At 40.0% G+C, this 22,798-nt stretch carries 20 protein-coding genes; 12 read left to right on the plus strand and 8 right to left on the minus strand.

Annotated elements, in window-relative coordinates:
- Window positions 1-2 precede the first annotated feature (2 nt).
- The 7 genes from AC27JP_RS13235 to AC27JP_RS13265 all read right to left on the minus strand — a co-directional run bounded on the left by AC27JP_RS13235 (window position 3) and on the right by AC27JP_RS13265 (window position 7,988).
- Window positions 3-707 carry an electron transport complex subunit E gene (locus AC27JP_RS13235; RefSeq protein ID WP_487115826.1) on the minus strand — a complete coding sequence of 235 codons (705 nt, stop codon included), beginning with the start codon at window positions 705-707 and terminating at the stop codon, window positions 3-5.
- Window positions 704-1,345 carry an electron transport complex subunit RsxG gene (rsxG, locus tag AC27JP_RS13240; RefSeq protein WP_487115828.1) on the minus strand — a complete coding sequence of 214 codons (642 nt, stop codon included), beginning with the start codon at window positions 1,343-1,345 and terminating at the stop codon, window positions 704-706. Before rsxG ends, AC27JP_RS13235 begins: the two co-directional genes overlap by 4 nt.
- Window positions 1,345-2,409, minus strand: coding sequence for an electron transport complex subunit RsxD (gene rsxD / locus AC27JP_RS13245; protein ID WP_487115830.1), 1,065 nt, complete (start codon window positions 2,407-2,409; stop codon window positions 1,345-1,347). The genes rsxG and rsxD overlap by 1 nt, the downstream gene beginning before the upstream one ends.
- A gap of 9 nt (window positions 2,410-2,418) precedes the next feature.
- Window positions 2,419-4,728, minus strand: coding sequence for an electron transport complex subunit RsxC (gene rsxC / locus AC27JP_RS13250; RefSeq protein ID WP_487115832.1), 2,310 nt, complete (start codon window positions 4,726-4,728; stop codon window positions 2,419-2,421).
- Window positions 4,729-4,739: 11 nt separating this feature from the next.
- The gene (gene rsxB / locus AC27JP_RS13255) at window positions 4,740-5,294 is read right to left on the minus strand and encodes an electron transport complex subunit RsxB (RefSeq protein WP_487115834.1); all 555 of its coding nucleotides are present in this window, start codon (window positions 5,292-5,294) and stop codon (window positions 4,740-4,742) included.
- The gene (rsxA, locus tag AC27JP_RS13260; protein ID WP_487115836.1) at window positions 5,294-5,875 is read right to left on the minus strand and encodes an electron transport complex subunit RsxA; all 582 of its coding nucleotides are present in this window, start codon (window positions 5,873-5,875) and stop codon (window positions 5,294-5,296) included. The genes rsxB and rsxA overlap by 1 nt, the downstream gene beginning before the upstream one ends.
- A 226-nt stretch (window positions 5,876-6,101) precedes the next feature.
- Entirely contained in the window at window positions 6,102-7,988 is a 1,887-nt protein-coding gene (locus AC27JP_RS13265) for an EAL domain-containing protein (RefSeq protein WP_487115838.1), read from the minus strand.
- A gap of 499 nt (window positions 7,989-8,487) precedes the next feature.
- Between AC27JP_RS13265 and rimP the strand changes: the two genes are divergently transcribed.
- From rimP to AC27JP_RS13325, 12 genes are all read left to right on the plus strand, one after another.
- Window positions 8,488-8,949, plus strand: a complete 462-nt coding sequence (gene rimP / locus AC27JP_RS13270) for a ribosome maturation factor RimP (RefSeq protein WP_487115840.1) — start codon at window positions 8,488-8,490, stop codon at window positions 8,947-8,949.
- A gap of 29 nt (window positions 8,950-8,978) precedes the next feature.
- Window positions 8,979-10,475, plus strand: coding sequence for a transcription termination factor NusA (gene nusA / locus AC27JP_RS13275; RefSeq protein WP_487115842.1), 1,497 nt, complete (start codon window positions 8,979-8,981; stop codon window positions 10,473-10,475).
- A 21-nt stretch (window positions 10,476-10,496) separates the two neighbouring features.
- Window positions 10,497-13,187 (plus strand): translation initiation factor IF-2, encoded by a 2,691-nt coding sequence (gene infB, locus AC27JP_RS13280; protein WP_487115843.1) that lies wholly within the window; start codon window positions 10,497-10,499, stop codon window positions 13,185-13,187.
- Between the two features lie 173 nt (window positions 13,188-13,360).
- On the plus strand, window positions 13,361-13,762 hold the full coding sequence (rbfA, locus tag AC27JP_RS13285) for a 30S ribosome-binding factor RbfA (RefSeq protein WP_487115845.1): 402 nt from the start codon (window positions 13,361-13,363) through the stop codon (window positions 13,760-13,762).
- Window positions 13,763-13,764: 2 nt separating this feature from the next.
- Window positions 13,765-14,709, plus strand: coding sequence for a tRNA pseudouridine(55) synthase TruB (gene truB, locus AC27JP_RS13290; RefSeq protein WP_487115847.1), 945 nt, complete (start codon window positions 13,765-13,767; stop codon window positions 14,707-14,709).
- 142 nt (window positions 14,710-14,851) lie between these two features.
- Complete coding sequence (rpsO, locus tag AC27JP_RS13295; RefSeq protein ID WP_487115849.1) at window positions 14,852-15,121, plus strand: 30S ribosomal protein S15; 270 nt, start codon at window positions 14,852-14,854, stop codon at window positions 15,119-15,121.
- A gap of 293 nt (window positions 15,122-15,414) precedes the next feature.
- On the plus strand, window positions 15,415-15,867 hold the full coding sequence (locus AC27JP_RS13300; protein ID WP_487115851.1) for a hemerythrin domain-containing protein: 453 nt from the start codon (window positions 15,415-15,417) through the stop codon (window positions 15,865-15,867).
- A 9-nt stretch (window positions 15,868-15,876) separates the two neighbouring features.
- Complete coding sequence (locus AC27JP_RS13305) at window positions 15,877-16,128, plus strand: DUF2249 domain-containing protein (RefSeq protein WP_487115853.1); 252 nt, start codon at window positions 15,877-15,879, stop codon at window positions 16,126-16,128.
- Window positions 16,129-16,203: 75 nt separating this feature from the next.
- On the plus strand, window positions 16,204-17,514 hold the full coding sequence (locus AC27JP_RS13310) for a hypothetical protein (RefSeq protein ID WP_487115855.1): 1,311 nt from the start codon (window positions 16,204-16,206) through the stop codon (window positions 17,512-17,514).
- A 264-nt stretch (window positions 17,515-17,778) separates the two neighbouring features.
- Window positions 17,779-19,902: a polyribonucleotide nucleotidyltransferase gene (gene pnp, locus AC27JP_RS13315; protein ID WP_487115856.1), complete on the plus strand. Its 2,124-nt coding sequence runs from the start codon at window positions 17,779-17,781 to the stop codon at window positions 19,900-19,902.
- Between the two features lie 227 nt (window positions 19,903-20,129).
- Window positions 20,130-21,014: a lipoprotein NlpI gene (nlpI, locus tag AC27JP_RS13320; protein ID WP_487115858.1), complete on the plus strand. Its 885-nt coding sequence runs from the start codon at window positions 20,130-20,132 to the stop codon at window positions 21,012-21,014.
- Between the two features lie 70 nt (window positions 21,015-21,084).
- Window positions 21,085-22,449 (plus strand): tetratricopeptide repeat protein, encoded by a 1,365-nt coding sequence (locus AC27JP_RS13325; protein ID WP_487115860.1) that lies wholly within the window; start codon window positions 21,085-21,087, stop codon window positions 22,447-22,449.
- Window positions 22,450-22,517: 68 nt separating this feature from the next.
- Here the strand turns inward: AC27JP_RS13325 and AC27JP_RS13330 are convergent, their stop codons facing one another.
- Complete coding sequence (locus tag AC27JP_RS13330; protein ID WP_487115862.1) at window positions 22,518-22,757, minus strand: hypothetical protein; 240 nt, start codon at window positions 22,755-22,757, stop codon at window positions 22,518-22,520.
- Window positions 22,758-22,798: the final 41 nt, after the last annotated feature.

The following is a 22,798-nucleotide window of genomic DNA, read 5'->3' on the forward strand; positions in this document are numbered from 1 at the left end:
CATTAATTTTCAAAATTTACCCGCACACGCTCTATTGCTTGCTCTAATTTTTTCGGCTTTGCTTGGGCAATTCTATTGTCGATAAAGTTTTTACCGGCAATTAAAAAGCCCATAGCAATAAAAGCGCCCGGCGGTAAAATAGCTAATAAAAATTGACTATCAAGCTGATACACTTCAATTCTTAATGAGCTCGCCCAACTCCCTAATAATAAATTGGCACCGTCAAATAGCGTTCCTTGTCCTAATACTTCTCTGATACCACCTAAAACAATTAAAACGGCTAAAAAGCCCAGTCCCATCATTAGACCATCGAAACTGGCTTGTTTCATAGGGTTTTTAGATGCGTAAGCTTCAGCACGGCCAATAATGGCGCAATTGGTTACGATCAAGGGCAGGAAAATGCCTAAAGATTGATATAAATCGTAGGTAAAAGCATTCATTAGTAGCTGTACACAAGTGACAAATGCGGCAATGATCAAGACAAAGATCGGGATACGAATTTCTTTTGGTACCCATTGGCGAATCCCTGAAACCGTGGCATTAGAGCAAATCAATACGAACATAGTGGCGATACCTAAACCTAAGGCATTCACGACCGTAGATGTTACGGCTAATAGCGGACAGAGTCCCAGTAGCTGCACTAACCCTGGATTATTCTTCCAGAGTCCTTGCCAAGCTAATTCTTTATATTCAGCATTTATCTTCATTGCTTAGCCTCGCAATTACTTTCTGTGGTAAAAATAACATTTTGATTGGCAGTAAAAAAATCAACGGTTTTTCTAACGGTTTTTACCACAGCTCTTGGGGTAATGGTTGCGCCGGTAAATTGATCGAAAATACCGCCATCTTTAATTACCGCCCAGCGATTATCGCTTTCGCCGAGTACTTTATTGCCAGAGAACTTAGTGATCCAATCACTTTTTCTTAATTCTATTTTATCACCTAAGCCCGGGGTTTCTTTATGCAATAAGGTACGAACGCCACTAACACTGCCATCTTTATTCACTGCAATAAGCAGTTCTATATTACCATTGTAACCATCGGGTGCCACTGTTTTAATGGCCGCTGCGACAGGTTGATCATTTTTTCTTGCTCGATAAATAACATCTATGGCTAAGTCATTTTTACTTACATTAGGAGCGCTAATACAGTCACGAAACATTTCATTGTCGTGATTATTTTCATCAATAATTTCATTCAATTGTTTGATTAGTTGTTGTTGAGCTTGTAGCTCAATTCGATCTTTGGTTAGTAAATGCACTATGCCAACCGCAGCAGTACATGCGACAGCAAATAGCGCCAGTATTTTTGCATTTTTATTAATAGCGGGGGCTAACGCGGACATTATTTCTTTGCTCCCAAATTATGGCCATAAGTACGCGGACGAGTATATTGGTCGATTAACGGTGCCGCCATGTTGCACAATAAAACGGCAAATGCGACAGCATCTGGGTAGCCACCAAACTTTCGAATTAAGTAGACTAATAATCCGGCGAGTGCGCCGAAAATGAGTCGTCCTTTAACACTGGTAGCCCCTGATACCGGATCAGTTAAAATGAAAAATGCTCCAAGCATAGTGGCACCAGTAAACCAATGAAACATGGTAGAGGCACTGCTATCAGGACTGATAATGAAAGCAATAAAGCTACAGATAAATAAGCTTGCTAAAAAGCTTAATGGTGTGGTCCAGTGGATGGCTTTTTTAGCTAATAAAAATAGCCCTCCAAGTAAGAAGCCAGCGTTTATCCACTCCCAACCAATACCAAAGTGTTGGCCTATAATAGGAGACTGCATGCTTTCGACAACGGTTAACCCTAAGGTAATATTTGTTTTTACCGTATCGAGCGGGGTTGCCATGGTAAAACCATCAACATGGGTACGAAGTTGCTCAACAGAATAACCTTCAGGGGTATAGCCTGAGAAAATTAATGACAGGGTATCACTAAATTGTAAATCAATTGCCAGTAGCGGCAAAGGCGGCTGCCATTGGGTCATTTGTACAGGAAAAGAAATGAGCAACATAACGTAGGCGGCCATTGCCGGGTTAAATGGGTTATGACCTAAGCCGCCATAAAGCTGTTTAACCACTATGATGGCAAATAGACTGCCGATTATCGTGATCCACCACGGGGCTAGGGCAGGTAAACTTATACCCAGCAATACTGCCGTTAATATGGCACTGCCATCAAATAATTGTGGGCGAATTTTTTTTTCTCGAATGGATAGAATGGCAAATTCAGCGACTAAAGCGGTGACAACAGCCATAGAAATATGAATTAAATTTCCCCAACCAAAAAAATACCATTGCGCAAATATGCCCGGAATGGTGGCGTAAATAACCAATCTCATCAGGCCTGATGTTTCACTTTGTTGGTGATTATGTGGGGAACTTGCTATCCAAAATGCCATGGTGATCAATTACTCTGAAGGTTTTAATTTATTGGAATCAGCCGCCAGCTTTTTAGCTTTCGCCTTTGCGACAGCAGCGGCAATACGAGCTTTTTTCAGCTCTTTTTCTGTTGACTCAGCGACAGGAACGTCATCCGTTGTTGGCGCATCAATACTTTGTCTGTTATTTGTTACCGGTGATTTTTCTTGCGGTTTATTCACTTTTGCTTTCGTTTTTGCTTTTGCCACCGCGCTAGATATTTTTGCCTTTTTCAGCTCTTGTTTGTTTTGCTCAGATGACGCTGATTGCGTATTGGTCTTAGGTTCAACGATATCTTTGTTTGGCCCAAGTTCTTCAGGTTCCACTGAGTCTGTTGCTTTTTTGGCTTTTGCCTTAGCTTTTGCTTTGGCGACAGCCGCGGCTACTTTGGCCTTTTTACTGTCTTCTGGCTTAGCGGGCTTTTCGTCAAGATCAGCTTTAGTGGTGATGCTTTCCATTTTCGAATTGTCGACAGCAGTTGCTTGTTTTAATTTTTTTGCTTTCGCCTTTGCAATTGTTGCTGCTACTTTGGCTTTTTTATCATCAAGGCTAACATTCTCTTGCTGTGCATTTATTGATTTTTTTTCTTCATCAGCTGCAAGGGAACTTTTTTCGCTTGTTGTTTGTTGAGCAAGTTTTTTCGCTTTGGCTCTGGCAATAGCATTGGCAACTTGGCTTTTTTGCGCGCTAACTTGCTCAATAACTTCATCTTGTGGCTCAACATTTTTATTGATATTGCTTTGTGCTTTTTTAGCCTTAACTCGTGCTAGCGCCGCTGCAACCGCTGACTTTTCAGTTTTTGCTTCAGAGGTGCCCGAGTTCATTCTGGCTTTACGAGCTTCTGCGGCCTTTTTATGTTTTTCGGCACGGGCTATTTTTTCACGCTCAAGTCGTTCTTTTCGCGCTTCAAATCGAACTTTGGCTTTTTCTGCTTTAATATCAAGTAACTTTTGTTGACGAATTTCTGCTTTAGCAACTCGATAATAATGCACTAACGGGATCTGACTTGGACAAACATATGCACAAGCACCACATTCAATGCAGTCAAAAAGATTTAGCTTAGTGAGTTGTGGCTGGTCTTTGGCCTTCGCACTCCATTGTAGCTCTTGAGGTAACAATTGAGCAGGGCAGACGTCGGCACATTGGCCACAACGAATGCATTCTACTTCTTTTGTTCCGGTTGAATAGGGGGAAACTATTTCTTCTTCACTTGGTGCTAAAATACAGTTAGTCGACTTAATTACCGGTATTTGGTCACTGGGTAGGCTAAAGCCCATCATAGGACCGCCCATGATCAAATGTTTGTGCTGCTGATTACGATAACCACTTTTATTGGTCAAAAAGCCAACCGGAGTGCCAATTAGTGCCCAAGTGTTTTGTGGTTTCTTTAACGCTTGTCCACTTACCGTAACAACACGTTTGATCAACGGCGTGTCATTAATTATCGCATCTGCGATAGCGAAGCAAGTGGCAACATTTTGCATGACAATGCCCAATGAACTTGGCAAAACGCCACTGGGAACTTCTTGGTTGGTTAGTATTTTTATTAGCTGTTTTTCACCGCCACTTGGGTACTTGGTTGGAATAACACAAACATGAATATGAGCTATATCGGCGGTGGCTTTCTTTAATGTGTCTATTGCCCTGGTTTTATTATCTTCAATGCCAATTAAGATGTTTTTCGGCGCTAATAAATGGTCGAGTATTTTAATGCCGTCTAAAACGGTTGGACTATGTTCTTGGATCAGTAAATCATCAGCGGTGATATAAGGTTCACACTCGGCGGCATTAATAATTAAATAGTCTATTTTAGCTAAGGTGCCAACTTTAACTTGTGTTGGAAAACCCGCGCCACCCATGCCGGAAATGCCTGCGTTAGCGATTTTTTCTAATATTTGTCCTTTGCTTAATAGCTGATAATCAGGACAAATAGTACGTTTGCACCAAGTATCCTCTCCGTCAGGGGTGATGAAAATACAGTTTTCACTTAAACCTGATGGATGTGGGATGACTGATGGTTTGATCGCGGTTATTGAGCCACTCGTTGGTGCGTGAACAGGCAATTGCATTGGACTGTCGCTAGTACTCAATGCTTGTCCTTTTAGGACCTTATCACCAACATTTACAATAATCGTACCTGCTTGACCTATGTGCTGGCGGACAGGAATAATAAGCTGCTCAGGTATTTGGGCACTTGCTATAGGTTTGGTATTGGTGAGAAACTTTTGCTCCGGTGGATGAATGCCACCGTGAAAATGCGAAAAGTGTCCTTTTTGTATGCGTTCGATTACTGATTCCACCTAAACCTCGTTTAATCTATTTGTACTACGGGGATCGTGGTTAAATCCCATTGCCAGTTTTGTGTTGTTGTTGCCACTGGGATCATTTCGATACAATCTACTGGGCAGGGCGCAACACATAAATCGCAACCGGTACATTCGTCAGCAATTATGGTGTGCATTTGTTTTGTCGTACCTATAATGGCATCAACAGGACATGCTTGAATGCACTTGGTACAACCTATACAGTCTTCTTCGATAATAAAGGCCACTTTTGGCGTATTATCTGACTCATGATTTTCATCTAAGGGTTGCACTTCAACGCCCATTAAGTCGGCGATTTTTTTGATGGTATCTTCACCGCCAGGCGCACATTTGTTAATGGCTTCGCCGTTAGCTACGGCCTCAGCGTAGGGCTTACAACCCGGATAACCACACTGACCACATTGAGTTTGTGGTAGCAGGGCGTCAAGCTGTTCGGCAAGCGGGTCACCCTCAACTTTAAAGCGCACAGAGGCAAAGCCTAATAACGCGCCAAATAATGCGGCAATGATACCCAGAACTATTATTGCGATAAATGTGCTCATTAAAATTTAACCAAGCCAGTAAAGCCCATAAATGCCAATGACATCAGCCCTGCGGTGATCATAGCAATTGCTGAGCCTTTAAACGGTTCAGGAACATCGGCATTGGCGAGTTTTTCTCGCATCGCAGAAAACATAATTAATACCAGTGAAAAGCCTACTGCGGCGCCAAAGCCGTATATTATCGACTCGAAAAAGTTATGTTGTTCATATAGATTGAGTAAAGCCACACCTAAAACAGCACAGTTAGTTGTGATCAGTGGTAAAAATATGCCCAATAATCGGTACAGGTTAGCACTGGTTTTATGTACTACCATTTCGGTAAATTGCACCACGACCGCAATAACAAGAATAAAGGTCATGGTAGTAAGATACTCTAGACCTAATGGCGCTAAAATATAAGTATTAACTATGTAGCTTAGCAACGAGGCTAATGTCATCACAAACGTCGTGGCAAACGACATACCAATCGCCGTTTCTGTACGCGATGATACTCCCATAAAAGGACACAAGCCGAGAAACTTAACCAGCACAAAGTTATTTACTAATACTGTGCCAACTAACAGCAGTAGATAATCAGTCATTTAAGAAATATTTTACAATGAAAATTCGCACTATTATCCGTGTTTATCAATGAATAAACAACATACGAAGCGTAAGGTTATTAATTTTTATCGCAGTAAATTTGATTATGATCTGAAAAAAGCCAAGCAGCGAGCAATGCCATGTTTAAAATTTAGCACAAAAAGCTGTGTTTTTAGCTAAAATAGCGAGCAACTAAGACTAGTCGAGCGCTATTTTAGGTCGCCACTAAAGAGTCGATAAGCTTTTCGGCTTGCCAATATAAAAGCCTTGGCAACCATCGACACATAGTTTTTCCAGCATAAACTTCTCTTCTTGGCTTTCAACACTTTCAGCTAAAACATTTATACTTAACCTATGGGCTAAATCGACCATTAAACGTAAGAAGTATTGATTGTTTTTATCTTCGTCAATATCGCGAGTATAAGTGCTGTCCATTTTGATGAAATCGGGCTTTAAATCTCTAAAGAATTTAAATGAGGTTAAGCCAACACCGAAGCGTTCAACGGTAATTTTCGCGCCTACTCGGTGGATCATGTCAATAAAGTTTTTACTGGTTTTTATATTTTGTTGTAAGCCAAATTCAGTGATTTCAAATATCAGCTTTGATGCTATGGCTGAATCACGCAATAAACGTCGCTCTAACCAAATAAGGAAATGACCATCGTTTATCGAACGGGCGCTGATATTGATGCCAAAGAAATTATTTTGCATATTTTTATCGGTGATCTCTTTAATTGCCGCCTCAATGATCATGCGATCGACAGCAACAATTTTATCGAGTTTTTCTGCCATGGCAAAAAATGATGCCGTTGGCAGAATATCGCCGGTACTGGTTAAAAAACGGGCTAAAATTTCACCGTATACCCGACTATTGGGGCTACTTGGCTTAATAGGCTGTACTAACAAATTGATTCGCTGGTTTTCAATGACGCTATCAATTTCTTGGCGCCAATTTTGGTTGCCGTAACTCGAGCTACTGTTTTCTAAAATACTGTCGTCTGTTTGCGCAAACCAAGCATTAACATGTTGGGTTTGTGCAACACTAATACCAGTATCTGCTAGTGCCAACAGCTCGCCTAAAGGTTTGTCGTTATCGAAATATACCATGCCGGTATACGCAACAGAGTCTAAATCAGATGCCTGTTGATATTCGTTAAACTTCCCGGTTAAATTATTGGCAAAGTTTTCTGCATGTTTTAATGTTACGTTGGGTATCAGAGTGGCAAAATCTGAGCTATTTAAGCGAAAAACCTGAGCGCCTTTATATTGGTTAATGGCAATTTTCATAATTTCAGCAACATCACGAATATAAGTATCGCCTTCATGATAACCATGTATTTGGTTAATGGTTTGTAATTCAGAGCAACGCGTGATTGACAACACGCCGAAATCAGAACGGCTATCAGCGTTTTCAAAAAATTGAATAAAACGGTTTCTATTTTCTAATTTTGTTACCGGCTCTATATAAGCACTTTGTTCTAATATTGTTGTAGCGGATACTTTATCAGCAATAAGTTCTTTTAATTCAGTTAAGTGTTGCTGAATTTCTGGTAAGGCGATTTCGTCATCTTGATGATTTTCTCGTTGTTCGTCACCGGTTATTATCATGGCCAGATCACGTTTAATTTGCTGATTAATTTTGCCCGCTAAGCGACGATACCGGGCAATACTAAAATAAGCGGCAATAACAATAAAAATGATACTTAACAACAAGACGACAAGTACGGTGTTGCGTAAATAAAGTAAACCACTATCGACTGATAATTGATAGCGAATGGTAAGGCCGGTTTTAGGTAGCTTTATTTGGCTAACGGGCGCTAAAATAAATTCCGCTAAAGGTATACTTTTATATTGTTGATTAACGACTATTGCGCCGTTACTGTCGCTGATGTTGAGAAAATGATATGGCACAAGCGTCGGTAATAGGGTAGCTGATTTAATATTGCCAGTTTCATTACTTTCTTGGTCAAAAGATAATAATGCTTGTTTGTGCTGTTGCTGTTGTTGAGAGATGCTTATCGCTAATAGAGCAGCGCCAGACAAACCGACTATGGCGCTAAAACTGACCGCAAAAAGCAAATTTCTTAACAGTAATTGTGTATATGTATACATAAATTCTAGAACGCCCAAATATGGTTTATAAAATGCTAGCTAAGTCATGGCTAATGGATAGCCATAGTTAAATTTTTAACATGAATCGATCTAATTTACTAACTATCTGATAATGCCGCAATAATTATTATAGTAATGTTAGGTAAATTTTGTATTGTACTTTTTAGCTGTCTAGACAATTGTTGATGATATTTTGTCTGAAAGGCGCTGAAAATTAGCTTGCTAAAGCTAAAGTGACTCTATATAATTTGCCCAGCTTGAATATGGCAATATTTCACTGAGTAGATAATTTAACCAGTTTGGCGAGATAATCTAAGATATTGTTGTACAAAACCAAGATTATAACTTGGTTTACATCGTGGGTTCAGTGAAATAAGCCCCGCGTGATGGGGCTTTTTTGTATCTTAAGAACATGAAAAGGTGCAATAGCAGCAAGGTGTATCGCTGGGCTTTATGCCCTTTTTTTGTTTCTGGACTCTTCCAAATTGGAGAAAAGTGATTGGCTAAATTTGAACACAAACTGACTGACATGTTACGTCCTGCCGTTGAAGAAACGGGTAAGGAATTATTAGGCGTTGAATTTATTAGCGCAGGTAACCATTCGGTTTTAAGAATATTTATCGACCATGAAAATGGCATTGATGTAGATGACTGCGCAGAAGTCAGCCATCAAGTTGGGGCAATTCTCGATGTAGAAGACCCGATTAGTAGTGAATATAGCTTAGAAGTTTCATCACCAGGACTCGATCGTCCTCTTTTTGAAAAAGCGCATTTTGCAGCGGTTATTGATGAAACTGTCGAAGTAAAAATTTCGATGCCATTAAATGGTCGTCGTAAATTCAAGGGTAAATTAGTTGCCATTGAAAACGATAATTTAATTGTCATGGTTGATAACGAGGAATATGAACTCGTGATCAGCAATATAGACAAGGCTCACCTTGTTTATAACCATAATAAATAATTTTAAAATAATGAGAAAGGCTAACTAGCATGAGTAAGGAAATATTACTGGTTGTAGATGCTGTTTCTAATGAAAAGGCATTACCACGAGAAAGCATTTTTGAAGCGATGGAAACCGCTTTAGAAACTGCAACAAAAAAGAAATATGAAGGCGATATTGTTGTTCGTGTATCTATTGACCGCGCAAGTGGCGAATTTGATACTTTCCGTCGTTGGTTAATCGTTGATGAAAGCGAAACACCAATGGAAAACCCATACGCTGAAATTAGTTTAGCAGCGGCGCAATATGATGATCCAGAGTTAAACGTTGGCGATTTTATCGAAGAGCAAATTGAATCAGTTAAATTTGACCGTGTAACAACACAAACTGCTAAGCAAGTGATTGTTCAGAAAATTCGTGAAGCAGAACGCGGACTGATTGTTGATGCTTACCAAGAACAAATTGGTGAAATCATTACCGGTGTAGTGAAAAAAGCGAGCCGCGATAGCGTAATTTTAGACTTAGGTAATAACGCTGAAGCGATTGTTTACCGCGACGATATGTTACCGCGCGAAAGCTTCCGTCCAGGCGACCGTATTCGTGGTTTATTGTATGAAATTAAACCTGAAGCTCGTGGTGCACAGTTATTTGTTAGTCGTACTAAGCCTGACATGTTAATTGAGCTATTTCGTGTTGAAGTGCCAGAAATTGGCGAAGAGATGCTTGAGATCAAAGGAGCGGCTCGTGACCCTGGCTCTCGTGCGAAAATCTCTGTAAAAAGTAACGACAAGCGTATCGATCCTGTTGGTGCTTGTGTTGGTATGCGTGGTTCACGTGTACAAGCTGTTTCTGGTGAACTTGGTGGCGAACGTGTTGATATCGTTTTATACGATGATAACCCAGCACAATACGTGATTAATGCCATGGCGCCAGCGGAAGTTGCTTCTATCATCGTTGATGAAGATAAAAACACCATGGATATTGCTGTAGAAGAAGGCAACTTAGCCATGGCGATTGGTCGTAGTGGTCAAAACGTTCGTTTAGCTAGCCAGTTAACTGGCTGGGAACTTAACGTGATGACTGTTGCAGACATGAACGAGAAGCACCAAGCTGAAAACGATAAAGTATTAACCTTATTCACTGAGAAACTTGATCTTGATGAAGACTTTGCTTTGATGCTTGTAGAAGAAGGTTTTACTTCTTTAGAAGAGATTGCTTACGTACCAGTTGCTGAAATGCTGGATATTGATGGCATGGATGAAGAAATTGTTGAAGAACTACGTGAACGTGCAAAAGCGGCAATTACCACTCAAGCCTTAGCAAGTGAAGAAACACTTGAAGGCGCTGAGCCAGCAGAAGATTTATTAAACCTTGAAGGTTTAGAGCGCCATTTAGCGTTTGTATTAGCGAGTCGTGGTATTACAACATTAGAAGACCTTGCCGAACAAGGTGTTGATGAAATATCTGACATTGAAGAATTAGATGAAACCAAAGCGGGCGAGCTAATCATGGCTGCACGTAATATTTGTTGGTTTAACGAAGAATAACTCACCGGGAGAATTATATAGATGGCAAACGTAACAGTAGAACAACTTGCCAAAGAAATCGGTACACCGGTGGATCGCTTAGTTAGCCAATTGGCTGACTCGGGCGTGAACAAATCGGCAACCGATTCTGTTTCGCAAGATGAAAAAGAAACTTTGCTTGAGCACTTGAAAAAGCAACACGGTGATGACTCAACAGCTAGCCCTAGTAAAATGACGCTTAGCCGTAAGAAAAAGTCAACTTTAGTACTTGGTCACGGTAGCAAAGCTAAATCAGTGCAAGTAGAAGTTCGTAAAAAGCGTACTTACGTTAAACGTAGCGACTTAGAAGAGCAACAACAAGCAGAAGCAGAAGCAAAAGCAGCTGAAGAAGCACGCATTCAAGCGGAAGCGGATGCGAAAGCAAAAGCTGAAGCGGATGCAAAAGAAGCTGAAAATGCTCGTGCAGCTGCAGCGGCTAAAGCCGAAGCAGATGCCGAAGCTGCAGCGAAAGCAAAAATAGAAGCTGAAGCAAAAGCTAAGCAAGCCGCGGTAGCGAAAGCTAAAAGCATTGAAGAGTCAGCTGCGAAACCTGCTCCAGCAGCAACTGAATCAGAAGAAGCTAAAAAGCTACGTTTACAGCAAGAAGCTGAGTTAGCAGCAAAAGCTGAAGAAGAAGCGAGATTGTCGGCTGAGAAAGCACGTAAATTGGCTGAAGAAAACGAAGCCCGTTGGAAAGAGCAAGAAGCTGAGCGTAAAGCAAAAGAAAAAGAAGTGGTACATTTAACATCTTCTAAATATGCGCAAGAAGCGGAAGATAAAAGTGACTCTGCCGATGAAGGTGGTCGTCGTCGCAAGAAGAAAAAACCAGCTGGGCAAGATCGCAATGCCCGCGGTGGCCGTAATTCAAGAGGCAAAGGTAAGCTAAGCTTATCTTCACCACAAAGTTTAAAGCATGGCTTCACTAAGCCAGTTGAAGTTAAGCTTAATGAAGTGCGCATTGGTGAAACTATTTCTGTTGCAGAGTTGGCAAACAAAATGTCGGTTAAAGGCGCTGAAGTTGTTAAAGCTATGTTCAAAATGGGGGCTATGGCAACCATTAACCAAGTGATTGACCAAGAAACTGCAGCACTAGTTGCGGAAGAAATGGGTCGTGAAGTGGTACTTGTTAAAGAAAATGCTCTTGAAGAAGCGGTACTTTCTGATCGTGGTGATTCAGGTGATGCGATTACGCGTGCACCAGTAGTCACTATTATGGGCCACGTTGACCATGGTAAAACATCATTACTTGACCACATTCGTGAAGCGAAAGTCGCTGACGGTGAAGCCGGTGGTATTACGCAGCATATTGGTGCTTATCACGTAGAAACTGGTCACGGTATGATCACTTTCCTTGATACTCCAGGTCACGCGGCGTTTACTGCCATGCGTTCACGTGGTGCGAAAGCGACCGATATCGTTATTATTGTTGTTGCAGCAGATGACGGCGTTATGCCACAAACAATTGAAGCTATTCAGCATGCTAAAGCATCTGAAGCGCCAATTATCATCGCTGTTAACAAAATGGATAAAGAAACTGCTGACCCAGATCGTGTTAAAACTGAATTGTCTCAGCATGACGTAATTCCAGAAGATTGGGGTGGCGATGTTCAATTCTGTCACGTATCAGCAAAAACTGGTTTAGGTATTGATGAGCTACTTGACTCAATATTACTACAATCTGAAGTTTTAGAATTAACCGCTGTTGTTGATAAAATGGCAAACGGTGTTGTTGTTGAATCTAAACTAGATAAAGGTCGTGGTCCAGTTGCAACAATTCTTGTTCAAGAAGGTACCTTGAACCAAGGCGATATCGTACTTTGTGGTTTAGAATACGGGCGTGTTCGTGCAATGCGCGATGAAAATGGTCGTACTATTAAGTCTGCCGGTCCATCTATCCCAGTTGAAATCATTGGTTTAAGTGGTGTACCACAATCAGGTGATGAAGCAACTGTTGTTAAAGATGAGAAAAAAGCCCGTGAAGTTGCTTTATTCCGTCAAGGCAAGTTCCGCGATGTGAAACTAGCTCGTCAACAGAAGTCTAAACTTGAAAACATGTTTGCTAACATGGCGGAAGGTGATATTTCTGAAGTTAACGTGGTACTTAAATCTGACGTTCAAGGTTCACTTGAAGCAATTTCAGACTCACTCGTTAAATTATCAACAGACGAAGTTAAAGTTCGCATTATTGGTAGTGGTGTTGGTGCGATTACCGAAACTGATGCAACACTTGCTGCCGCCTCAAACGCCATTGTTGTTGGTTTCAACGTACGTGCAGATGCTACAGCCCGTAAAGTGATTGAAGCTGAGAAAATTGATTTACGTTACTACAGCGTGATCTACGCCTTGATTGATGAAGTTAAACAAGCGATGAGCGGTATGCTTGCGCCAGAGTTTAAACAAGAAATTATTGGTTTAGCACAGGTACGTGATGTATTTAAATCACCGAAAATCGGTGCAATTGCTGGTTGTATGGTTACTGAAGGTATTATTAAACGTTCAGCGCCAATTCGTGTATTACGTGAAAACGTTGTAATTTACGAAGGTGAGTTAGAGTCACTACGTCGCTTTAAAGATGATGTACAAGAAGTTCGTAACGGTACTGAGTGTGGTATCGGTGTTAAGAACTACAACGATGTACGCGTTGGTGACCAAATTGAAGTATTTGAGACGGTGGAAGTTAAACGCTCACTGTAACTTTATATTTTTGCTAGCAACTTTAATAACGGCATCGGAAGTACTCATTGACATGCGTCAACTGCGTGCTTCCTCTTTGTTCTAAAAGTCGCTAACTTCAATTTAAAGCAACAGAAATTTGGAATAATATTGAGAAATGGAGGCTTAGCCTCCGTTTTTGTTAGGAGTTTATAATGGCAAGAGAATTTGCTCGTACCGATCGAGTGGCACAAGAAATTCAAAAAGAAATCGCGATGATTATTCAACGCGAAGTTAAAGATCCACGTTTAGGCATGGTAACGGTTAACGCGGTAGAAATTACCCGTGATTTAGCCTACGCAAAAATCTTTGTAACCTTTTTTACCTTGGAAGGTCAAAATGTTGATCACTCAATCGAAGTATTGAATGAAGCAGCAAGTTATATTCGTACTTTATTAGCAAAACGCATTAAAGCGCGTATTATGCCTGAGCTTAGATTTGTTTATGATAAATCTATGGTGGAAGGTGTTCGTATGGGCAACTTAGTTGATAAAGCGGTTGCTGAAGATGTGAAAAACCATCAAGAAGATAGCGACGAAAGCCCAGAGAGCAAATAACCATGGCGAAGAAAAGAAAAGGCCGTGCTATTAATGGCGTTTTACTGCTTGATAAGCCTTACGATATGTCGTCGAATAGTGCTTTACAAAAAGTTAAGCGCATTTACTTTGCTCAAAAAGCAGGGCACACCGGAGCATTAGATCCACTTGCAACGGGCATGTTACCGATATGTTTAGGTGAGGGGACTAAGTTTTCACAATTTTTACTCGATACCGATAAAACTTATCAAGTAACCGCTAAGTTAGGTGTTCGCACTACCACCAGTGATATTGATGGCGAAATTGTTTGTGAGAAAGCCGTAGATGTTTCTGATGCACAACTAGCACAAGCGTTAGCTAGTTTTCGTGGTACTACAAAACAAATTCCTTCAATGTATTCGGCATTGAAGTATCAAGGTCAACCACTTTACAAATACGCACGTGAAGGTATTGAAGTGCCGAGAGAGTCTCGTGACATCACGGTGTTTCGTTTAGATTTATTGCGCTTTGAAGGTGATGAGGTCGATTTAGATATTCATGTATCTAAAGGCACTTATATTCGCACTATTATCGATGACTTAGGCGAATTACTGGGGTGTGGAGCTCATGTTGCTAAGTTACATCGTAGCGCTGTTGGTAACTACCCTACGGATCGCATGGTCACGTTGGCACACTTGGAAGCATTACTTGAACAAGCACAAACTGAAGATGTGGCACCATCGGTTTATTTAGATCTCTTGTTATTGCCAATGACTACAGCATGTGACGGTATTCCTGAAGTCTTTGTTGATGATATGTCAGCAAACTTTTTGCGCCACGGTAATCCTGTGCAATGTGCAAATGCGCCGAGTGAAGGTTTAGTACAAGTTTTTATTGGTGACAATATTGAAACGGGCGAGTTTATCGGTATCGGGCAAATCGATGACGACGGCTTAGTCGCACCCAAACGCATTACTGTTGTAGCATAAGTTTTTACTACCTTTGCTAAGCCAACTTGAATAGGTTGCAATTATTGCGGTTGTTGTTAGAATACGCGCTCTTTAGAACGTCTTGCTGATTTAGTGTTCGGCTAGACGCGATTTTTAAAACACTAAAATTAAGGTAAATATTATGTCTTTAAATGCAGCAGAAAAAGCAGCAATCGTTGCTGAATACGCACAAGCTGAAGGTGATACTGGTTCTCCAGAAGTACAAGTTGCTTTGTTAACTACACAAATCAACCACTTACAAGGTCACTTTAAAGAGCACATCCATGATCACCACTCACGTCGTGGTTTATTACGCATGGTAAGCCAACGTCGTAAATTACTTGATTACCTAAAAGGCAAAAACGTTGAGCGTTACACGTCTTTAATCGGTAAATTAGGTCTACGTCGTTAAGACGAGCTTTATTTAAAAAAGCAAAGATCTTCAAAAGGAGCCTAATGGCTCCTTTTTTTATAGCTTAATTTTAACCATTGTCCCGAGCTTCAACAAAATTACTGGTAACAATAGCCCGCTGTTAAAGCTAGTTAATGATTGTCATAATCTAATGAAAAGCTGAATTAAGTAGCCTATAAACCTGAATTAAATGTAATTAATTTTAGTGGTTGTCAACGTTATTATTACGCCAAGTCAAAGAATAATTTGCTGATTGCGCTAGAATATTATTAACGTTTGATGAGGAAAATTTTATGACATCTATCCCTGAATTTATGACCACAAAACATCGCGAATGTGATGAGTTTTTTATTGCCGCAGAGAATGCCGTTGCAGACAATAATTGGTCATTAGCTAAACAAACCTTTAGCCAATTCTCTCAAGAATTAGAATTACATTTACAAGCCGAGGAGACTATTTTGTTCCCTGAGTTTGAACAAGCAACCGGTATTACCCAAGGACCCACACAAGTGATGCGCGGCGAGCATCAACAAATGCGTGCCTTAGTTGCTGATTTATTACAAGCGCTTGGCGCCGATGATAAAGACGCTTACATCAGTGCTTCTGAAACATTAATGGTGCTAATGCAGCAGCATAATATGAAAGAAGAAATGATGCTTTACCCAATGACCCAGCAACGGGTACCCGCACCAGACACTTTACTAGCCAGTGTTGTTGAGCACTGCCAAACAAAAACAAATAGCTAGTAAATGTTGATGGAAGTCATCGAAGTTGATGTCAGTGCATTGGCTGCTCCTGAGCCAATGCAAGTCATTTTATCATCACTCGCTAAACTCCCTGATGGTGCAGTACTCAAAGTTCTCCATCGACGAGAGCCGTTTCCACTATATGAGCGACTAGTTGCCAATGGTTGGCTATATCACAGTGAAAAAATCGCCAATGAAAGTGTTGTCATTCATATTGCTAATGAGAAAAACAAACAGCAATTTGTAGATTTTATAATTTAATTTCATGATTACATTGCAAATATTGCGTGCTATAAAGCAAGCTTTACCTGTAATTTATGACTTGTGGTAATCGTTATGAATATCGCTAACTTATCTTTTAGTGCTTTACCTCCGATTAGCGTTCCTTTTCGCTATTTTATTAGCGCTGCTGTTTTTCTCATGTTATGCGCTGGCTTCATTTTGCTTTCAGGTGAAGCGACTTGGCTTAGCCGATGGCATCCTTATATGTTGGTTATCACCCATTTATTTACTTTAGGCTTTATTTCAATGGTGATGATGGGGGCCATATTTCAATTCTTACCCGTTATTGGTGGCGTAGGTGTCCCTAACGCCCGTGCAGTTGCGTCAATTGCCCATAGTTTGCATACCTTGGGAACATTGGCGCTGTCGGTTAGTTTTATCTTGCCAAATTCGGTAGTACGCATAATCGCTATATTGGCATTAGGGGTTGGTTTTACATTTTACATTTTCGCCATTGCTAATGTGTTGATTAAAAAACTAAGCCAAGGTTATACCATTATTGGAATGCGATTAGCGTTATTTTCGTTAGTGCTGGTGGTTGGGCTTGGGCTACTTTTTTTAGCACAGAACATGCTATTACCTTATGTTGATATTCGCTTTTTGAGTAACAAAAATTACACCGATATTCATGCGCTCATTGGTGGCTTTGGTTGGGCAGGATTATTGATATTGGCAGTAAGTTTGCAAATCATTCCTATGTTTCATGTTACTCCTGCATTTCCAAAGTGGGTAGGGCAGTACTTGCCCAGTAGTTTGGTGGTTCTACTCTTATCGCTTTTTATATTCAATCCTGACAGTGTTGGCGGAAAAATCATTACTATTTCCATCCTCGCATTGTATATAACTTTTGCACTTATTGTGCTGAACTTATTTAAACAAAGAAAACGTAAAGTTGTTGATACCAGTGTGCAGTTTTGGCAGTTGGCTGCGGGAAGCTTTCTCGCAGTTGTTTGCTTGTACTTTTTACCAGATGCTTTTTTCGTTCATTTCTTCAATGGTAATAAGTCGCTAATGCTAGGCACGATATTTTTGTTTTTTTATCTGGTGAGCATAATCGAAGCGATGCTGTTAAAGATCATTCCATTTTTAACTTACACCCATTTACAAAACTTATGTTTGAGTGATTTTTCCGCTATGGCGCATTTACCGCACATGCATGAATTACTGCTAAAAAAGCATGGCCGTTGGTTGTTTTATTTACATCTGTTTTCCGGCAGTGTTTTAATTGCCACGATAGCAGTTAGCACGTTGTACTGGTTGTTGGCGTTAGCATTGTTCGCTGAGTTTAGCTGGTTGTTATTTTTAATGCTGCGAAGTTTACGATTGTACAAACAATGTTTAGATAAAATTAGCCAAAACGTTTAAAAATAGCTTCTGGTGCGCTATTTTTACTATTCCTCTTAACATTTATGCTTTGACGCTAGTAAAAACCTAATCGTTAAGTATAATGTGCGTGCAAATTTTATAATTGCAAAAAACTAATCAATCAGCCTGTATAATTTTTTGTTCTACTTAGTGCGTTACCTCGGTTAACGCCTTAATATTTCAATAAATAGTTAAGCATATAACTAAGTGAATAAATAATTGTACAGATTGATTAAAATCAAAAATATTTAAGGAACTAATTAAATGTTCAAACCAGTTACTAAATCATTTGAGTTCGGTCAACATACCGTAACTCTTGAAACGGGCGTTATTGCTCGTCAAGCTACATGTGCTGTAATGGCAAGCATGGACGATACGTCAGTATTGGTCTCTGTTGTTGGTAAAAAAGAAGCAAAGCCAGGTCAAGACTTTTTCCCATTAACCGTTAACTATCAAGAGCGTACATACGCAGCGGGTAAAATCCCAGGTGGTTTCTTCAAACGTGAAGGTCGTCCTTCTGAAGAAGAAACATTAATTGCACGCTTAATTGACCGTCCAATTCGTCCATTATTCCCAGAAGGGTTTACTAACGAAGTACAAGTTATTATCACGGTTGTTTCTGCTAACCCAGAAATTGCACCTGATATTATCTCATTATTAGGTACGTCTGCTGCTCTTGCAATTTCAGGTATGCCTTTTAGTGGTCCTGTTGGTGCAGCACGCGTTGGTTATACTGACGGCAAGTACATTTTAAATCCGTTACAATCAGAACTTGAAACTTCACAATTAGATTTAGTTGTTTCTGGTACTGACTCAGCCGTACTTATGGTTGAATCTGAAGCTGATGTTTTATCTGAAGAAGTTATGCTTGGTGCTGTTGTTTACGGTCATGAGCAAATGCAAACAGCGATTACAGCGATTAAAGAAATGGCTGCTGAAGTTAACAACCCTAAATGGGAATGGGAAGCACCAGTTAAAAATGCTGACCTAGTTGCTAAAATTGCTGAGCTTTCAGAAGCACAAGTAAACGAAGCTTACCAAATTACTGAGAAAGCTGTTCGTTATGAAAAAATTGCTGAAATTCGCAACGCTGTTGTTGAGCAATTACTTGAAGCTGATGAAGAACTTGACGTTCAAGAAGCTAAAGATTTATTCCACGACTTAGAAAAAACTGTTGTTCGTGGTCGTATTACTCAAGGTTCTCCACGTATTGATGGTCGTGACCCTGAAATGATCCGCGCATTAGACGTTATGACTGGTGTATTACCACGTACTCACGGCTCAGCTGTGTTTACTCGTGGCGAAACGCAAGCATTAGTGACTGCTACTTTAGGTACACAACGTGATGCACAACGTCTTGATACAATTATGGGCGAGAAAACTGATGCATTCATGCTTCATTACAACTTCCCTCCATACTGTGTCGGTGAAACAGGTTTTGTTGGTTCTCCTAAGCGTCGCGAAATCGGCCATGGTCGTTTAGCAAAACGTGGTATGTTAGCGGTTATGCCAACAGCTGAAGAATTCCCATATGCTGTACGTGTTGTTTCTGAAATTACCGAATCAAACGGTTCATCTTCAATGGCTTCTGTTTGTGGTACTTCATTAGCACTTATGGATGCGGGGGTACCTATTAAAGCCTCTGTTGCGGGTATCGCAATGGGTCTTGTTAAAGAAGGCGAAAACTTTGTTGTTCTTTCAGATATCTTAGGTGATGAAGATCACTTAGGTGATATGGACTTTAAAGTAGCAGGTACTACAGGTGGTATTACTGCACTTCAAATGGACATTAAAATTGAAGGTATTACACAAGAGATCATGCAAATTGCTTTAAACCAAGCAAAAGCTGCACGTACTCATATCTTAAGTGTAATGGACGAAGCAATTGAAGGGCACCGTGAAGAAATTTCTGAATTTGCTCCTCGTATTCATACTATGAAAGTTTCACAAGATAAGATTCGTGACATCATTGGTAAAGGTGGCGCAACCATTCGTCAATTAACTGAAGAAACTGGCACTACCATTGAAATTGAAGACGACGGTACCGTTAAAATTGCCGCAACTGACGGCGAGCAAGCAAAAGATGCTATCGCACGTATTACTGCGCTAACAGCAGAAATTGAAGTGGGTACAATTTACACCGGTAAAGTGGTTCGTATCGTAGACTTTGGTGCGTTTGTTAACGTGTTACCAGGTAAAGACGGCTTAGTTCACATTTCTCAAATCTCTGAAGAGCGCGTTAACGCAGTTAGCGACGTGTTGAAAGAAGGTCAAGAAGTTACGGTTAAAGTACTTGAAGTTGACCGTCAAGGCCGTGTGCGTTTGAGCATGAAAGAAGCAGCTGAAAAACCAGCGGCTCCAGCTCAAGAAGCAGACGCTGCTGAGTAACATTATAGGTAAATAACCTTAACGTTATTGAGCAACAAATAATAACGTTTTAGTGTTGATAAAAAGGGAGCTTATTGGCTCCCTTTTTTATATACTCAAGAAGTTCAAATTTACTAAAGGTTCTGTTTTTCGTGCACTTACTTTATAAAAGCTTATTTTCTAAAATACAACTTTCTAAAACTCAGTTTTCAAAAGCTGTACTCTCCAAAGGATTATGTTCTAAAGCTATGTTCACAAAGGCCTTACTAATTGCCGGTTTATTACTGACTCAAGGTTGTGTCAGCACGCCAGTTGAGAAACCATCAGTGATTGGCCAACTTATTATTGCTGAGCCGAATGCGGTTAGTTATAAAAGTGAAATAGCCTTAGCGCGATTAACGCAAGTTTTACAACGAGCCGAAATTAGCGATGGTCAGCGTGCCGAGTTGTTTTATCAACGAGGAGTTGAGTATGACAAAGTAGGTTTACGCGCTTTAGCGAGATTTGATTTTAACCAAGCGATAAACTTAAAGCCGGATATGGTAGATGCCTATAATTTCTTAGGTATACATTTTACCCAGCTACAAGAGTTTAATCAGGCTTATGACGCCTTTGACTCGGCAATAGAGTTAGCACCTGATCATGAATATGCCTATTTAAATCGTGGCATAGCATTATATTATGGTGGTCGAGCAAATTTAGCATCTGACGATTTTAAGGTGTTTAGACAATACCAACAAAATGATCCATACCGCGTGTTATGGCAATACTTAGCAGATTTAGAAACCAACCAGCAACAAGCCGTGCAAGACTTGTCACTGTACGCTGAGTTTATAGATGAAAAGGTTTGGGCGAAAAAAGTCATTAATTTGTATCTAGGTAAAATAAGCCAAGAAACCTTTATCGATCATTTGGCCGATAATGTTAGTTCAAATCAGGCATTGACTGAGCGCTTATGTGAAGCTTATTTTTACTTAGGAAAATATAGTCAAATGCGAGGTGATGTCAACGCAGCCATCAACTTCTTTAAATTAGCATTGAGTACTAATGTTTATGAGTTTGTCGAACATAGATATGCCAAGCTTGAGTTAGATCTTATGCGTCAATCGATTCAACAGCAGAAAGCACCTTAATTTTTTCGGTGACATTTTTCGGTTAATCTAGATGCTAGTTAAATACCGTATACTAATGAGCCTAGTAATCATGATATTACTAGGCTCATTTTTTTTAATTGATGACTATAAAGAGAAAATTGAGCAAGCAACCATCTCTCATCAACAGCTATTGCTTTTAGATGCCATTGAATTTTTTAGTAGTGCGGAAGGAAGGCTTGAGGCCTTAAAGTTAACTGGCAATCAGCAAGCTTGGCGACATTTAGCTCAATTGTACGCAAAAGAAAGTGGCCTAATCGCGTATCAGCTAGCTGAGTACTACCTTAATGCAGAGCAAGAATTACCTGCGAAATTATGGTTTCAAGAAGCAATACGCCACCAGTATCAACCTGCCCGAATAGCATTAGCAAAATATTATTTCAATACTCGAAATTATCGTAAAAGTGAGCGATTATTGTTGCCTGTATTAGAAAATGAAGCCGCATTAATTTTGTTGTACAAGTTAGCGATACAACAGGGTGATATGGCATTTATTTCAAGATATAAAGATAAATTGGCACTGATAGATAATGTGGATTTTTATCATGAATTAAATGACTTTTCTATTTTCGCTCCAGTAAAAAACAAAGTAAATAATCAGTGCGATATTGATGTACAACTTTTTGCTACTAATTTAGCAGGGCTACGACACGGGGAACAACTCTTATCGCAATTTCAACAACACAAGTTGTCGGCTTACGTATGCTTACAATACCCTAAGTATATTTCCGCTCAACAAGTGAACTGTAAGAAGGATGTTACAGAGAGAATTAGTTGTGATGCCAGCGTTTGGGGGAGCCGAGCAGATATTTCAAGTCGTTACATTGGCCTAATCGTTGAGCACGGAGGAGCGAATGTTGATAACGGTATTATGTATATCGATCAGCAAGATAATATTGATGTACTTGCCCATGAACTAGCCCATTTTGTTGGTTTTGTTGATGAATACCCGTTACCTACGGAACATAAAAAATGCCACATCAATCAAGCAAAAGCATTTTCTCACAACCTGGTTACGTTAAATGAGCATTATAAAGGAAAGAGAACTGAGCTGAGAGAAACGATATTAGCGCAAATACCTTGGGCAAGTTTAATTAAAGACTCAACACCTATTTTAACTGAGGTGGGACAGGGGTGGCAGCTAGCAACACCAAAGGAGTTTGAAAATGACGTCGGTATTTTTAGCGCGCATTCTTGTGATAAAAATGCAAATGTTCAGGCCTTCAAGCCTTATTATCAGCGCACGCAATTAGAATATTTTGAACTAGACTTTCCACAAGCTTATGTTGATATTATGACACTAGCCCCGAAACGATTTTTAATGCCCAGTTATCATTATAACGTTAGTCGAGATTTAGCGGCGCAAGGTCAATATAACAATGCAAAAGCGATGTTACAGGCAACATTATTTCGTTAAGTTTTGTTTAGGTATGTAACAAGCTAATTTAACCTAAACTTAAGTGTTAAGTTAAATTAGCTATATTTTCAGCCTTGTTCTACTGCTGATGAAACGCTTTTATTAACGGAATTAGTTTCCTTGATATGCTGCAAATGCGTTACTGAGTTAATATACTCTTGTTGTTGTACTACGGTATTTTTTCTTACTTTGGCAATAGGCCACATGGTATTGTTATTGAAAGTAGTTAATTCTTGTTCCAACGACACTTTATTGTTCTTAGGAGATTTGACTCTTGTCGCACGAATAAACCATGAAAATAATGTCATACTACTGGCTCCTTGTATTACTCTTACTAAGTTATAGTCCA

It is taken from the genome of Colwellia sp. SU-HH01172 (assembly GCF_057553355.1).